This window comes from Stenotrophomonas sp. GW821-FHT01H02A (genome assembly GCF_059422145.1).
In genome coordinates this window covers 182,243-198,205 of the sequence record NZ_JBWKWI010000003.1, presented here as the reverse complement: position 1 = coordinate 198,205, position 15,963 = coordinate 182,243, and the positions used below count along the sequence as shown (strand labels likewise).

12 protein-coding genes are annotated in these 15,963 nt (G+C 66.7%); 10 read left to right on the top strand and 2 right to left on the bottom strand.

All coding sequences use genetic code 11. The features are described 5' to 3' along the window. Window positions 1-462, top strand: a complete 462-nt coding sequence (locus AC07WC_RS06445) for an SRPBCC family protein (protein ID WP_495209262.1) — start codon at window positions 1-3, stop codon at window positions 460-462. A gap of 89 nt (window positions 463-551) precedes the next feature. On the opposite strand, the gene AC07WC_RS06440 is transcribed toward AC07WC_RS06445, so the two are convergent. Further along, window positions 552-1,187, bottom strand: coding sequence for a helix-turn-helix domain-containing protein (locus AC07WC_RS06440; RefSeq protein ID WP_019183064.1), 636 nt, complete (start codon window positions 1,185-1,187; stop codon window positions 552-554). Window positions 1,188-1,621: 434 nt separating this feature from the next. On the opposite strand from AC07WC_RS06440, the gene AC07WC_RS06435 reads away from it, so the two are divergent. From AC07WC_RS06435 to AC07WC_RS06400, 8 genes are all read left to right on the top strand, one after another. Further along, window positions 1,622-3,496, top strand: coding sequence for a serine hydrolase domain-containing protein (locus AC07WC_RS06435; protein ID WP_495209261.1), 1,875 nt, complete (start codon window positions 1,622-1,624; stop codon window positions 3,494-3,496). Window positions 3,497-3,530: 34 nt separating this feature from the next. Beyond that, window positions 3,531-4,529 carry a dipeptide epimerase gene (locus AC07WC_RS06430; protein ID WP_495209260.1) on the top strand — a complete coding sequence of 333 codons (999 nt, stop codon included), beginning with the start codon at window positions 3,531-3,533 and terminating at the stop codon, window positions 4,527-4,529. After that, window positions 4,526-6,526, top strand: a complete 2,001-nt coding sequence (locus AC07WC_RS06425) for a serine hydrolase domain-containing protein (RefSeq protein WP_495209259.1) — start codon at window positions 4,526-4,528, stop codon at window positions 6,524-6,526. Before AC07WC_RS06430 ends, AC07WC_RS06425 begins: the two co-directional genes overlap by 4 nt. A gap of 19 nt (window positions 6,527-6,545) precedes the next feature. After that, a complete protein-coding gene (locus tag AC07WC_RS06420; RefSeq protein ID WP_495209258.1) occupies window positions 6,546-7,850 on the top strand; it encodes a peptide MFS transporter in 1,305 nt (434 codons plus the stop codon). Between the two features lie 79 nt (window positions 7,851-7,929). Continuing rightward, entirely contained in the window at window positions 7,930-10,137 is a 2,208-nt protein-coding gene (locus AC07WC_RS06415; RefSeq protein ID WP_495209257.1) for a TonB-dependent receptor, read from the top strand. A gap of 190 nt (window positions 10,138-10,327) precedes the next feature. Then, entirely contained in the window at window positions 10,328-11,371 is a 1,044-nt protein-coding gene (locus AC07WC_RS06410; protein WP_495209256.1) for an N-acetyltransferase DgcN family protein, read from the top strand. Beyond that, window positions 11,368-12,372 carry a class A beta-lactamase gene (bla, locus tag AC07WC_RS06405; protein ID WP_495209255.1) on the top strand — a complete coding sequence of 335 codons (1,005 nt, stop codon included), beginning with the start codon at window positions 11,368-11,370 and terminating at the stop codon, window positions 12,370-12,372. Before AC07WC_RS06410 ends, bla begins: the two co-directional genes overlap by 4 nt. Further along, window positions 12,369-13,565 (top strand): YkvI family membrane protein, encoded by a 1,197-nt coding sequence (locus AC07WC_RS06400; protein WP_495209254.1) that lies wholly within the window; start codon window positions 12,369-12,371, stop codon window positions 13,563-13,565. Before bla ends, AC07WC_RS06400 begins: the two co-directional genes overlap by 4 nt. On the opposite strand, the gene AC07WC_RS06395 is transcribed toward AC07WC_RS06400, so the two are convergent. After that, entirely contained in the window at window positions 13,535-14,446 is a 912-nt protein-coding gene (locus AC07WC_RS06395) for a LysR substrate-binding domain-containing protein (protein WP_495209253.1), read from the bottom strand. The two genes, AC07WC_RS06400 and AC07WC_RS06395, sit on opposite strands and share 31 nt — an antisense overlap. A 298-nt stretch (window positions 14,447-14,744) precedes the next feature. On the opposite strand from AC07WC_RS06395, the gene AC07WC_RS06390 reads away from it, so the two are divergent. After that, a complete protein-coding gene (locus tag AC07WC_RS06390) occupies window positions 14,745-15,959 on the top strand; it encodes a 3-methyl-2-oxobutanoate dehydrogenase (2-methylpropanoyl-transferring) subunit alpha (RefSeq protein WP_495209252.1) in 1,215 nt (404 codons plus the stop codon). Window positions 15,960-15,963: the final 4 nt, after the last annotated feature.

Sequence of the window (15,963 nt, the reverse complement as noted above, 5' to 3'; positions counted from 1 at the left end):
ATGTCATCCGCGTCAACGCGCTTCATTCATGTGATCTATATCGCCTCCACCGCCGGGAACGTGTTCGACGCCATCACCCGGCCGGAGATCGCCCGCACCTACTGGGGCCACGAAAACGTATCGGACTGGACGCCCGGCTCACGTTGGCAGCATGTCCGCGCCAACGAGACGCGGCAGGTCGAGCTGGTCGGCGAGGTGGTTGAATGCACCCCGCCCTCGCGCCTGGTGATCACCTGGGCGGCGGCATCGCAGGCGGACGACCCGCAGCGGTACAGCAGGGTGACCTTCGATATCGTGCCGTATGACGGCATGGTGCGGCTTACCGTGACGCACGACGATCTGGAACCGGGCAGCAGCATGGATACCGGCATCCGGAGCGGCTGGCCGCTGGTGCTGTCCAGCCTGAAATCGCTGCTGGAGACCGGCAAGGGCATGGATGTCTTTGCCAGGCCACTGCCCTGAGCGCTTGGCGGACCTCACAAGAAAAGGGCGCCCAAGGCGCCCTTTTCGTTGAACATGCTGGCAGCGGCGCGCCGTCCGCCATGCCGTGATCAGACCCCGCCCTCCTGCTCATGCAGGGTGATCAGCGATTCCATCAGATCCTCGTCGGCGCTGGCGCAGACCGCCAGCAGCACCGCTTCCTCGCAGCCGGTATCGACGATGTAGGCGTGGCCCATCTGGCTGTCGATGTAGATGCCCTGCCCGGTCTCCAATACCACCGGATCGTAGAACTCGGTGTGGACCTGGATGCGGCCTTCCATCACGTGCACGTACTCCTCGCCCGGGTGGCGGACCAGTTCGCCGAACTCGGCGGTGGTCTTGGCCCGCACCTTGGTCAGGATCGGAATCATCCGCTTGCGGCGCAGTTCCGTACACAGATAGTAGTAATCGTAGTTGTCGGTCTGTACTCGCAGCGCTTTGTCGAGCGAGCCGAGGCTGCGCCGGGCGGTGACCGGCTTGGGCGCACTGTCCGAATCCGGCTCGGAAAACAGCTCGGACATGCGCAGGTTCAAGCGCTGCGCCAGGTGCTGCAGCTTGTCGTAGGTCAACGTCAGGCGATCGTGTTCGATCTTCGACAACGTGGACAGGGGGATTTCGGTGTGTTCGCTCATTTCCTTGAGCGTCCAACCCTGGCGCGTGCGCAGGCCGCGCAGCAGGGTTCCGAGCGTCGGGCTTTTCGGGCTCATCGACAGGACCTTTGGGCTATTGCTGGTGAAGTTGTGGATACGATACTACGTAGAGATGAATGCCATCCTGATCAGGATGGTTTCTTGTCGCGTTCGTCTCCTATCGCGGCAATCGATGCCCTGAAAACGTTCCCAACCGCCCTCGAATGGCGTCTGCAAGGGCACGCAACCGTCACATTGACCCCCACACGGCGCGATCGAGCGATGATCACGCGCATTTGACATTTCTCTAATCAGGAATATTGTTGTCTGATTGAGATGGTTTTTGGCCCTCCGATGGTTCGCTTTGGAGTGCCTCGTCTTCCAGTTCCAGAGGGGATCGTCACATGCGTGCGTTGTCAGGACTTGTCGCGTTGTGTTGTGGGCTGTTGCTGTCGTTCCAGGCCGGTGCACAGCGGCCACCCTCCCCACCCCAGGACGCCCCTGCGCCCGGCGTGGATTCCGTTCCCCGGCTGACCGCGGAGGATGCGACCACCTGGCTGGACGGCTTCGTCCCCTACGCCATCGCGCGCGGCGATATCGCCGGTGCCGTGGTCACGGTGGTCAAGGACGGGCGGATCCTGGTCCGTCGCGGCTACGGCGTCTCCGACGTGGAGAAGCAGACGCCGGTGGATCCGGACCGCACCCTGTTCCGGATGGCGTCGGTCTCCAAGCTGATGACATGGACCGCGGTGATGCAGCTGGTGGAAGCCGGCAAGCTGGACCTGGACGCGGACATCAACCGCTACCTGGATTTCAAGGTGCCCGAACGCGGCCTGCCGATCACGCTGCGGCAGCTGATGACGCACACCGGCGGCTTCGAGGCCAACATCAAGTACATGTGGACCAGCGAGGCGGTGGCCGAGGCCGGCGGCATCGAACTGGGCCCCTACCTCAAGCGCCGCGTACCGGCGCAAATCTTCGCGCCGGGCACCGTGCCCGCGTATTCGAACTACGGCACCAGCCTGGCCGGCTACATCGTCGAGCGCGTGTCCGGCCAGCCGTTCGCCGAGTACGTCGAACAGCACATCTTCGTGCCGCTGCAGATGCAGCACGCCAGCTTCCGCCAGCCGTTGCCGCCGGCGCTGCGCGCCCTGGTCAGCAACGGCTATGCGCTGGGCTCGGGCAAGCCGCGTGACTTTGAGGTCACCCCGTCCGCCCCGGCCGGTGCGCTATCGGCCACCGGCAGCGACATGGCGCGCTTCATGATCGCGCACCTGAGTGCGGCGGGCGGCCGTGACAGCCCGATCCTGACCGCGGCGACCAGCCAGCTGATGCTGACCCCGCAGACCCGCTTCGCGCCGCCGCTGAACACCATGGCGCTCGGGTTCTACGAGATCGACGTCAACGGCCAGCGCGTGGTCTCGCACGCCGGTGACACCTATTCGTTCCATTCGCAGCTGTTCCTGTTCCGCGACCACGATGTCGGCCTGTTCATCTCACTCAACAGCGCCGGCGCCAACGGCATCACCGGTCCGATCCGGCTGGAGCTGCTGGAGAACTTCGCCGACCGTTACTTCCCGGCTCCCGCTGCGACCGCGGCGCCGGTGGTCGACGCCGCACTGGCCAAAGAACAGGCGCGCCTGCTGGCCGCGCCGAGTTACCTCGATTCGCGCCGCGCCGAAACCGGCATCGGCCGCACCGGCATCCTCACCCAGACGCGCCTGGAGGCCCTCGACGATGGCAGCCTGCGCCTGCCGCGCATGAAGCAGCCCAATGGGCAGCCCACCACCTTCAAGCCGATCGCACCGTGGCTGTGGCAGGCGCGCGACAGCGAACTGCGCCTGGGCGCCATCCTCAAGGACGGCAAGCCGGTCGGCTTCGCGGTGGACTCTTCGTCACCGTTCAACGTGTTCCTGCGCGCGGAAGGCTATCGCTCCGCGCTGTGGCTCAAGCCGGTGCTGACCGCGGCGGTGGCGATCCTTGCGCTCGCCGCGCTGGCCTGGCCGATCGCCGCATTCGTGCGCCGCCGTCACGGCCGCGTCCTCGGCTGGCCGCGGCGGACGCTGCTGGCGTATCGCCTGAGCCGCGTCGCCTGCTGGTTCATGCTGCTGGTGCCCGCCGTGGCGATGGCGGTGATGGCCTGGGCCTCGGCGGATTTCGCGCGACTGGATGATCGACTCGATCCGGCGGTGATCGGGCTGGGCATCGCCTCGCTGATCGCGATCATCGGCGGGATCGGATCCACTGCCTGGAACCTGGTGCAGACCTTCCGCGCCGGACGCGGCTGGCTGGCGCGCCTGTGGGCGGTGCTGCTGCTGATCTCGGCCTGCGTGCTTGCCTATGCCCTGGTCCTGATGGGCCTGGCCGACTTCGCACTCAACTACTGACCCGTAGCCCCGATCACGGGGCTGGAGACATCCTGTGAAACTGACCCTGCAGATCGACTCGCTTGCGTTGCTGGCCCCGTTCCGGATCAGCGGCTACGTGTTCGAACACGCCCCGGTACTGCGCGTGGAACTGGAAGACGGCGGCCATCGCGGCCGTGGCGAAGCCAGCGGCGTGTACTACTTCGATGACACCCCCGAGCAGATGCTGGCCACGCTGGAACTGCTGCGTGCGCGGATCGAAGCCGGCATCACCCGCGACGAGCTGCAGCAGCTGCTGCCCCGCGGCGGTGCGCGCAACGCGCTGGACTGCGCGCTGTGGGATCTGGAAGCAAGCCGGACCGGCAGGCATGCCTGGGCGCTGGCCGGGCTCACGCAGACGCGACCGTTACTGACCACCTGGACGCTCGGCGCCGATGACCCGGCGACGATGCAGTCGATCGCGACCGGGCGCTATGCACCTGCCAAGGCGCTCAAGCTCAAGCTCAGCGGTGATCTGGATATCGACATCGAGCGCGTGCGCGCGGTGCGCAAGGTGCGCCCGGATGTATGGATGGGCGTGGATGCCAACCAGGGCTACAACGTGGACGCGCTCGATGCACTGATTCCGGTGCTGCTGGAGAACGAGATCAAGCTGCTGGAACAGCCGTTGCCGCGCGGCCGCGAAGCCGAGCTCAAGGGCTTTGCGCGGCCGCTGCCGTTCGCGGCCGACGAGAGCGTGCAGGACGTGGCGGAAATCGAGGCGCTGGTGGGTCTGTTCGACGTCATCAACATCAAGCTCGACAAGGCCGGCGGGCTCACCGAAGGCTTGGCGATGGTCGGCAAGGCACGTTCGCTGGGCATGCAGGTGATGGTCGGCAACATGATCGGCAGCAGCTGGGCGATGGGCCCGGCCTTCATCGTGGGTCAGCATTGCGATGTGGTCGACCTGGATGGCCCGCTGTTCCTGCGCGACGACCGCGTGCCGGGCCTGCGTTACGACGACGGCCTGGTGCATTGCGACGACGCCGTCTGGGGCAAGGGAGTGCAGGCATGAGTCTCTGGCGCCCCCTGATCTGCGGCCTGCTGCTGGCCTCGACCGCCGCGTTCTCGCCGCTGCATGCGCAGGCCCCTGTCCCGGTCGCTGCACCTGCGGCGCCGGCGCCTGCCCAAGCGCCTGAGCAGGCCGCGCCCGCGCAGCCTCCCACCGGTACGCTGGATGCGGCCCGGGTCAATACCTTCCTCGATGGCCTGGTGCCCTACCTGATGGCACAAGGCGATCTCGCCGGCGCCTTGGTCACCGTGGTCGAGAACGGCAAGGTCGTCACCGAACGCGGCTTCGGCTTCTCCGATGTCGAAAAACGCACGCCGGTGGATCCCAGGACCACCCTGTTCCGTCCCGGCTCGATCTCCAAGCTGTTCGTCTGGACCTCGGTGATGCAGCTGGTCGAACAGGGCAAGCTGGACCTGGACGCCGACATCAACACCTACCTGGACATCAAGGTCCCGGCCAAGGGTGAGCCGATCACGCTGCGCCAGATCATGACCCACACCAGCGGTCTGGAAGAGCGCATGCGCTACCTGATCGTGCTGGGGCCGGACCATCCGGCCAACCGCGACAACTACCTCAAGGAGTGGGTGCCCAACCAGATCTCCGCGCCCGGCACCACGCCGGCGTATTCCAACTACGCCACCGGCATCGCCTCGTACATCGTCGAGCGCGTCAGCGGCCAGCGCTTCGAGGATTACGCCAGGCAGCACATCCTGCAGCCGCTGGACATGCAGTACGCCAGCTTCGAACAGAAGCTGCCGGCCGAACTGCTGCCGCACGCCGCCAAGGGCTATCTGCTGGGCTCGGGCAAAAGCTACCCGGCCGAGAAGAACACCGCGCCGGGCGTGGGCGGTCTGTATGCCTCCGGTTCGGCGATGTCACGTTTCATGATGGCCACGCTCAATCATGGCGAACTGGACGGCCAGCGCATCATGCGCGCGGAAACCAACGCGCAGATGCTCACCCCGCAGCCGGCGATCCTGCCGCATCTGCCGCGCATGGCCCTGGGCTGGATGGCCTCGGACACCGGTGGCTACGACACCCGCTCGCACGGCGGCACGATGCTGTTCTTCTACTCGTGGCTGTGGATGATTCCGGAACGCAACATCGGCGTCTTCGTGTCCACCAACAGCGTGGGGCGTGATGCCGCCGGTTCTGCGCTGCGCGCCCAGGTCTGGGAGCGCTTCGTCGAGAACTTCCTGCCGACCCTGCCGATCGAACGCGCCGGCCCGGGCGTCGATGCTGCGGTGGCGCGCGAGCACGCCGCTGCGCTGGCCGGGACGAGCTGGCAGAGCACGCGCCGCTCGGACAGTTCCTATCTGCGCATGCTGACGCTGTTCGCACCGATCCGTGTGCACCCGCAGGAGGACGGCACGATCACCGTCGATGGACAGAAGGGCCTCAACGGCCAGCTGCTGCGCTGGCGCGAAGTGTCCCCCTGGCTGTGGCAGCAGGAAAACGGCCGCGGCCTGCTGGAAGTGAAGGTCAAGGATGGCCGCCCGGTGTACTTCTCCGGCGGGCCGTTCGCCTCGGTGTTCGGTTTCGAGCCGATCCCGGGCTGGCGCTCACCGGCATGGCTGCGCCCTGCCCTGTTCATCGCGCTGGGGTTGCTGACCCTGTCGGCCGTACTGCGCATTGGCGGTGTGTTCGTGCGCCGTTACCACAACGCCACCACACCGCTCGACGCCCGTGGCCTGCGCTGGCTGCAGACGCTGGCGATCAGCACGCAGCTGGGCACCTTGGTCGCGTGGGCGTTGTATGTGAAGTCGATCGCGGGCCCGGGCGCGATCTCCTCATACACCAACGGGCCGTTGATCCTGGTGCAGGCGCTGTCCTGGCTGAGCGTGGCCGCCGCGGCAGCGCTGGTCTGGGTTGCCCTGCGCGCACCGGCCAGCTGGCCGCGCGTGCGTCGTTACGGCGCCTGGGTGATCGCACTGGCAGGCCTGGTGGTGGCATTCGTCGCCATCACCCAGCGCCTGGTCAGTACCGGCCTGCAGCTCTGACCGCCGGACGCCCCGCCTCATGACCGTCGATGCACCGCGCAGGGCCTGGTTCGGGCAACCGCCAGGCCTGACCATCCTGTTCCTCACCGAGATGTGGGAGAAATTTTCCTACTACGGCATGCGGGCGCTGCTGGTCTACTACATGACCAAGCAGCTGCTGTTCTCGCAGGAACAGGCCTCGATGGTCTATGGCCTGTACACCGCGCTGGCCTACCTCAGTCCGGTGTTCGGCGGCATGCTCGCCGACCGCTGGCTGGGCAAGCGGCGTGCGGTGATCCTGGGCGGCGCGATCATGGCGTTCGGCCATTTCCTGATGGCCTTCGATGCGCTGCTGTATCCGGCTCTGCTGGCGATCGTGCTCGGCAACGGCTTGTTCCTGCCGACCCTGCCCGGCCAGGTCGGCGATCTGTACACGCGCGATGACCCGCGCCGTGGCTCTGCGTTCAACGTGTACTACGTGGGCATCAACCTCGGTGCGTTTCTCGCCCCGCTGGTCTGCGGCACGCTGGGCGAGGTGTATGGCTGGCACGTGGGCTTTTCCGCCGCCGGCATCGGCATGCTGCTAGGCCTGGTGATCTACATCACCGGCCGCCGCCACCTGCCACCGGACCCGCCGCGCAGCGAACGCGCCACGCTGCCGTTCTCGGCGCTGTGGCAGCCGGCCTACCGCCCGCTGCTGCAGCTGATGACGATGATCGCGGGCTTGATCGTGATCTTCCGCCTGGCCTACGAGCAGATCGGCAACACCATCGCGATCTGGCTCGACACCGGCGTCGACCGCGTGCTCACTGCGGACTTCACCCTGCCGATGACCTGGTTTTTCTCGCTCAACCCGCTGCTGGTGTTCCTGATCACGCCATTGCTGGTGCGTCGCTGGACACGGCAGGCACGCGACGGCCGCGAGCCGGCTGCACTGACCAAGATGGCGATCGGTGCCGCGGTGGTCGGCCTGTCGTTCGCCCTGGTCGCGATGCTCGGCGGTGAACCGTCGGCCAAGGTCGGCTGGCTGTGGGCCGCGCTGTTCTTCGCGATCTTCACCTTCGGCGAGCTCTTCATCCTGCCGGTGGGGCTGGGGCTGTTCGCCCGGCTGGCGCCGGTGGGCTTCGGTGCCACGATCATCGCGTTCTGGTTCCTGGCCTCGTTCGGCGGCAACCTGCTGGCCGGCGCGGTCGGCACGCTGTGGTCGACGCTTTCCAGTGCGGTGTTCTTCTCGCTCATGGCCGGCACCTGCCTGCTCGTTGCGATGCTGCTGCTGCGCCTGGAGCGTCGGGCACGGCCATTGCTCGCCAACCACGGAGCGCCCCCCCAATCCCCTGCGGACTGACGCCACGCGGCTGGATCAGCCGTGGCTGGCGACCGTGTTTCCTGCCTGACCCCGTCCCTGATTCCGGAGAGACCGCCACATGCGCAAGCCGATCAACCGCTCGATCCTCGCCTCCACCGTCACCCTGTGCTGCATGGGCCTTGCCACCACCGCGATGGCGCAGGATGCCGACGCCGATGACAGCCGCAGCACGCCTGATGTCGTCGAGCTGGATCGCGTGGTGGCCACCGCGCAGAAGCGCAGTGAGAACGTCATGGACGTGGCGGCCGGCGTCAGCGTGATCAGCGAAGAACGCCTGGAAGCGTTCGGTGCGACCCGCTTGAACGACTTCGCCGCCTACGTGCCCGGCTTCCAGGTCGACAGTGGCGGCGCGCCAGGCCAGACCACGATGGCGCTGCGCGGTGTGGCACCCCTCGGCGGTGGTTCGATCATCGGCACCTACATCGATGACACCCCGATCGGCCCGAGCAGCAACAAGCAGCGCGCGACCACCTACGCGCTGGATCTGCTGCCCTATGACATCCAGAGCGTGGAAGTGCTGCGCGGCCCGCAGGGCACTCTGTATGGGGCCAGCTCGATGGGCGGCCTGTTCAAGTACATCACCAAGGCGGCCGATCCGGATGGCTTCGAGTTCCGCGCCGGCATGGACGTCAACGCCACCAAGGAAGCGGGCGACGTGGGCACCGGCGTGCGTACCGCGTTCAACGTGCCGTTGATCGAAGGCAAGCTGGGCCTGCGTGCCAGCCTGTCGCGCCAGGGCACGCCCGGCTATGTGGACCAGCCCGACCTCACCGGCGAGGACGCCAGGGACAGCAACGGCTACTACCAGCTCGCCTCACGCCTGGCGCTGACCTGGCGCATCAGCGACACCGCCAACCTGCGCGTGCAGGCGTTGTCGCAGATCGTGGATGCCGACAATTCCAGCGCGGTGGGCCTGACCTATCCCACGCTGGAACCGATCCGTGGCCCGCTCGAAGGCATCCTGCAACGCGCCACGCCGTACCGGATGGAAACCGACTACTACTCGGCGATCCTGGACTGGGACCTGGGCAAGGTCGATTTCGTCTCCGCGACCAGCTTCTCTGAAACGCGCATGGACGAAGTGCAGGATTCCACGCTGGTCTACGGCGTGGCATGGCCGCTGCTGACCCCGTATCCGGCTGGCCAGGCGCAGTTCGATGTGTTCCTCGGTACCCGCAAATGGACCCAGGAATTCCGCCTCAGCTCCAAGGAGAGCGAGCGCTTCGAATGGTTGCTGGGCACCTTCTTCACCGGCGAGAAGAACGCCAACCGGCAGCAGGTGAGCGCCTACGATGCCAACGGCATCCCGCTGCCGTTCAATCCCGGCACCGCCAGCCTGCCGGGCACCTATGACGAGCAGGCGATCTTCGCCGACGTCACGTACAAATTCAGCCCCCGCTTCGACGTTTCCGCCGGTGTGCGGCATGCGCGCAACCAGCAGGATTTCGAGCAGCACAGCATCGGCCTGCTGTACGGCCCGCGGCCGATCGATCTGGCCGACTCCGCCGATGACAGCGTGACCACGTGGAAGCTGGCCTCGCGCTGGCACCTCAACGACAGCGCGATGATCTATGCGCGCTACGCCACCGGCTATCGCCCGGGTGGCCCGAACGTGTCGACCTCCGGCGTGGTGCCGATGACCAAGGCCGACACCCTGGACAACCTCGAGCTCGGCTTCAAATCGCATTTCTGGGACCGCCGCGCGATGATCGATCTGGCGCTGTTCCGGATCGACTGGGACGACATCCAGGTGCGCGTCTCCGAGAACGGCCTGAGCTGGATGGGCAACGCCGGCAGCGCGCGCAGCCAAGGTGCGGAACTGAGCCTGATGGTGCGCCCGGCCGAGCGCCTCACGCTTGGCCTCAATGCCGCCTACATCGATTCGACGATCGGCGACGTACCGGCCTCCAGCGGCCTGGTCTCGGGCAGCCGGATGCCGATGACGCCGCGGCTGAGCTGGTCGAGCACCATCGACTACGACGTCGATCTGAGCGACCAGTGGCAGGGCCGGGTCGGTGCCGGCTATCGCGTCACCGGCGAGCGCGTGGCCGGCGCGTACGACATCGACAGCTACAACGCGCTGGACCTGCATGCCGAACTGACCAACATGACGTGGACCGTGCGCCTGTATGCACGCAACGCCACCGACGAGCGCGCCTATGTCTCCACTGGCTCGGTGCGGGACGCGCTCAACCGCTACGTCGCGGTGACCGGGGTGCCGCTGCAGCCGCGAACGATCGGCATGTCGATCGACTATCGCTACTGAGTCCAGGCACCTGCCATGGCGGCGTCCCCTGCCGTCGCCAGACCACTCGTCGGAAGAGAAAGAGAAGAATCCTAATTAGGTTGCATATTCTCTGATTAGGACTTATACAGATCCAACCAGGTCAAACAATAGCGAGCCCCTCGTGAATGCCTCCCCTGCTCTCTTCTCTCCCCCGGTCATTGGATCCCCCATGAGCTCGACGCCCACCGCCGCCGTACAGGCCCTTGCCGCCCTCCCCCAGCCCTACCTGCTGTTTCTGGGCGACACCACCGAAGCCGGCTTCGCCAAGACCGCGATCGGCCTGCATGACTGGGCCCCGGAAGTGTGCGTGGCCGAATGGAGCCTGCCGGGCTGCCCGATCAGCACCGGCCTGCCGAGCATGACGCCGGCACAGGCGCGCGCCGCCGGTGCACGTGCCATGGTGATCGGCGTGGCCAATGGCGGTGGCGTGATTACGCCGCAGTGGCTGCCGGCCCTGGTCGACGCCCTGGAAAACGGTCTGGACCTGGTCAGCGGCATGCACCAGAAGCTGGGTGACATTCCGGAACTGGCGGCCGCGGCCGAACGCCACGGGCGCGAGCTGATCAACGTGCGCGTGCCGCCGCGCGGCATTCCGGTCGGCAACGGCCGCAAGCGCACCGGCAAGCGCGTGCTGACCGTCGGCACCGACTGCGCGCTGGGCAAGAAGTACACCGCACTGGCACTGGCGCGCGGCCTGCGCGGGCTCGGCGTGGATGCCGACTTCCGTGCCAGCGGCCAGACCGGCATCCTGATCGCCGGCAGCGGCATTCCGATGGACGCGGTGGTCGCCGACTTCTCCGCCGGCGCCGCCGAACTGCTCAGCCCGAATGCGGCCGACGATCACTGGGATGTCATCGAAGGCCAGGGCTCGCTGTTCCACCCCGCCTACGCCGGTGTCAGCCTCGGCCTGCTGCACGGCAGCCAGCCGGATGTGTTCGTGGTCTGCCACCAGCCGGGGCGCAAGCATGTGCTCGGCTATCCGGACTACCCGCTGCCCTCGATCGAGGAAGTGATCGCGTTGACCGTGCAGCTGGGGCGCCGGACCAATCCTGATATCCGCTGCGTCGGCGTCAGTCTCAACACCCATGGCATGACCGACGCCGCGGCGGCCGCCGCCTGTGCCGAAGTCAGCGCGCGTCTTGGTCTGCCGGTGGCCGACCCGATGCGGCAAGATGGGGAATTCAACCGTTTGCTGGAGGCCTGCATCGCATGAAGATGACATCCCGTACCTTGAGCCTGTGCGTGGCGGCGCTACTGGGCCTGAGCCCGCTCGCCGCGTTCAGCGCCAGCAAGACCAGCCCGGTGGAAACCGAAGTTGCGCGGCTGGCCACCCTGATCGACGGCAAGGTCGGTGTCTCGGCGTGGCGCCTGGATGGCAAGGGCGAGCAGGTCCATCTGAATCCCGATGAAGGGTTCCCGATGGCCAGCACGTTCAAGGTTGCGGTCGCGGCGGTCATCCTGACCAAGGTGGATGCCGGCGAACTGGCGTTGACCACGATGGTGCCGGTGCCGAAATCGTTCTATGTCGATTCGGAAGTGATCGCGGACCGCTTCATCCATGATGGTGTGAGCCTGTCGGTGCACAACCTGCTGGAGGTCATGCTGACCCAGAGCGACAACACCGCCACCGACGTGCTGGTGGCGCAGGCCGGCGGACCGGCCGCGGTCACCGCCTGGCTGCGCACACAGGGCATCGAAGGCCAGCGCCTGGATCGCAACACCCGGCAGCTGCTGAGCGATATCTTCGGCCTCGGCGATGAGCCGCTGACCAAGGAACGCGTCGCCGAACTCACCCTCGATCCGGAGGTGGTCAAGCGCACCAAAGCCGGCAACGACGCCTTCGACAAGGATCCGCGCGACACCTCCACGCCGCGCGCGATGTCGACCCTGTTGACCAGGCTGTTCACCGGCAAGGCCCTGAGCCCGGCCAGCACCGAGGTGCTGGTGCAGATCATGGAACGCTGCCGGACCTGCAGCGCGCGCCTGCGTGGCAGCCTGCCGCCGGGCACCAAGGTGGCCGACAAGAGCGGCACCGTGGCCGGCACCGTCAATGATGTCGGCGTGGTCACCCTGCCCGATGGCAGCCAGTTCGCGATCTCCGTGTTCGTCAAAGCCAGCAATGCCCCACGCAGCGAACGTGAGCGTGTGATCGCCGAGATCGCCCGCACCGTGCGCGACTTCTACCTGCTGCAGCCGACGGCCGCGCGCAAGTGACCGCCGCCGCCAGCCGGTTCCAGCGGTATCTGTTGCCCGGCCTGGCGTTCAAGTCCGCCGTGATCGGCGGCGGATACGCGACCGGCCGTGAGCTGGCGGAGTTTTTCCTGCCATCGGGCCCCTGGGGCGGCCTGGCCGCGATGGTGTTGTCGATGCTGATCTGGAGCGTGATCTGCATCCTGACGTTCCTGTTGGCCCGGGCGATCCGGGCCAACGATTACCGCACCTTCTTCCGGCATCTGCTGGGCCGGGGCTGGTGGACCTTCGAAGTGGCCTACCTGGCGCTGATCGTGGTGGTGTTGGCGGTATTCGGCGCGGCCGCCGGCGAACTGGCCGCGACCATGTTCGGCTGGCCGCGGATCGTCGGCACGCTGGTGCTGGTGGCGATCATCACCGGCGTGGTGCAGGCCGGGACCACCGCCGTCGAACGCATGTTCAAGCTGATGTCGGCCTTCATGTACCTGGTCTACGCCATTGCCGCGTGCCTGATCCTCTATCGCTTCGGCGGCGGCGCGATGGCGCAGCTGTCCAACACCCATGAGCTCGGCCAGGACTGGGTGCTCAACGGCGTGACCTACGCCGGCTACAACATGTTCGCGGCGGTCTCGATCCTGCTGGTGGTGCGCCACCTGCTGTGCCGGCGTGATGCGGTGATCGCCGGCGCCCTGGCCGGCCCGTTGGCGATCCTGCCGGCCATCGTGTTCTACGTCTGCATGATCGCCTTCCTGCCGGACATCGCCGATGCGCCCCTGCCCTCGGACCTGATGCTCGGCCAGCTCGGCCTGCCATGGTTCCAGTGGTTGTTCCGGCTGATGATCATGGTCGCGCTGGTCGAAACCGGGGTCACCCTGATGGCCTCGGTGGACGGCCGCATCAGCGTCAACTGGAAAGAGCGCACCGGCGCTGCCCCCGGCCGCGGCATGCGCGTGGCAATCATTGCCGCCATCCTGCTGATGGCCGTGTTCCTGGCCGATGGGATCGGACTGGTCGCGCTGATCGCGAAGGGCTACCGGCTGCTGGCGTATGCCATTCTGGCTACCTACGTGGTGCCGCTGCTGGCGTACTCGGCGTGGCAGATCTGGACGCGCCGTGGGCAGGCCTTCACCGCGCCCGTCGGTGAGCTGCCTGATCCGCGTCCTGCCCTGGCCGATGCACTCGGCGCTCACCCGCCACAGGCAAAGACCAGGAACTGATGCAGTGCGCGTGCCGGCGCGGACAGGTCTTCGTCCGGGCGCCAGACCAGGCCGACTTCCATCGGCGGCACCGCGTCGGTGAGGGTGCGTACGTCGATCCGGCGCCCCTCCAGCGACCACGGCCGATAGACCATGTCCGACAGGATGCTCACCCCGAAGCCATAGGCGACCATGCCGCGCAGCGCTTCCAGCGACGAGGTGCGGAACACCACGTTGGGTTCGCGCCCGACCGAGCGCCAGTAGCGCATCGCCGACTCCTGCCCTTCATCCACCATCAGCATGATGTACGGATACGGCTCCACGTCGGCCGGGCTGATCACAGGCAGCTGCAGCAGCGGATGCGACTCTGCCAGCCACAGCTGGCGGCGCGAGCGGATCAGCACCTGGCGCCGCAGCACATAGGGCTCGGCCATGTTGGAAATGATGCACAGCCCGAAGTCGAGCTCGCCGCTGCCGACGCCCTGCTCGATCGCGGCACGGTCCATGTCGACCAGGTCGACCTCCACCTGCGGGTAAGAGCGCTTGAAGCGCGCCAGCAGGCTCGGCAGGAAGTAGCCGAGCACCGTGTAGGACGCGCCGATCCTGACCCGGCCCGGCAGGGTGTTGGCCAGGAACATCGGCTCGCTGAGCGCATCCTGCAGCGTGTCCAGGATGTGCCGCACATGCTGGTGGAACCGGTGCCCCTCGGCGGTCAGCCCGACCCCGTGCGGCATGCGGTCGAACAGCTTCAGGCCCAGCGAGGCTTCCAGCTGGGCGACCGCCGTGGTGATCACCGACTGGGAGACGTGCAGCTTGCGTGCGGCCTGTGAGAACTGGCCCAATTCGGCCGCTTCGGCAAAGTACCGGAGCTGGCGCAGGGTCATGTTGGCGGGGATTTGCATGCACGGGCTCCCACGGAACGAAGATATCTGAATAAACAATACCTCATACGCAATTAAACAAATTTACGATAAGCCGCTGTGCCTCTAGACTTCACACTGGGTGCAATGCGCCATGGCCCCAGCCGCCTTGCAAGCGCTGGTCCTTACCCGCTTCGCGACGAGATCCTGACCGGATGTCGGCGCGCCAACATCGCCATTACCGTTGCCCCCCGCCTGCGGTATGCCTGTAGCTCCATGACCCAAGCCCAGCGAGGCCCCTGACATGTCATCACCCCAGATCCCCGCCACGAGTGAACCGTTGCGTTTGCACGTGCCCGAGCCCAGCGCCCGTCCCGGCGAGGCCACCGACTTTTCCTATCTGAAGCTGAGCCCCGCCGGCGCGGTCGACAAACCGCCCGTGGATGTGAGCGCCAGCCAGGCCGCGCCGCTGACCGGCCAGCTGATCCGCGTGCTGGATGACAACGGCGACGCCGTGGGCCCGTGGGCCGCCGACATCGACGACGCCGTGCTGCTGCGTGCCATGCACGCCATGCTCAAGACGCGCGCCTATGACGCGCGCATGCTGATCGCCCAGCGCCAGAAGAAGACCTCGTTCTACATCCAGTGCCTGGGCGAAGAAGCCATCGCGGTCGGCCAGACCCTGGCGCTGCGGGATGACGACATGCAGTTCCCGACCTACCGCCAGCAGGGCATCCTGGTCACCAAGGAAGTGCCGATGGTGGACATGATGTGCCAAGTGCTCTCCAACGCGGCCGACCCGCTGAAGGGCCGCCAGCTGCCGATCATGTACTCCTACAAGGATTACGGCTTCTTCTCGATCTCCGGCAACCTGACCACCCAGTACATCCAGGCGGTGGGCTGGGCGATGGCCTCGGCGATCAAGGGCGACACCCGCATCGCCACCGCATGGGTCGGTGATGGCGCCACCGCCGAAGGCGATTTCCACGCCGCGCTGACCTTCGCGCACGTGTACCGCGCCCCGGTCGTGCTCAACGTGGTCAACAACCAGTGGGCGATCTCCACCTTCCAGGCCATCGCCGGCGGTGAGAACACCACCTTTGCCGCGCGCGGCGTGGGCTACGGCATTCCGTCGCTGCGCGTGGACGGCAACGATCTGCTGGCCGTGTACGCCGCCTCGCGCTGGGCCGCCGAACGTGCCCGCAGCAACCTCGGGCCGACCCTGATCGAGTGGGTCACCTACCGTGCCGGCCCGCATTCGACCTCGGATGATCCCTCCAAGTACCGCCCTGCCGACGATGCGCAGCAGTTCCCGCTCGGCGATCCGATCGACCGCCTGAAGCAGCACCTGATCAAGCGCGGCCTGTGGAGCGAGCAGCAGCACGACGCGCTCCGCGCCGAACTGGATGCCGAGATCCTGCGTGCCCTCAAGGAAGCCGAGACCCACGGGTTGCTCGGCAGCGACAACCGTCCCGGCGCGGCCCTCATGTTCGAAGACGTCTACAAGGACATGCCCGAACATCTCCGTCGCCAGCGTCAGCAGTTGGGAGTCTGAACAC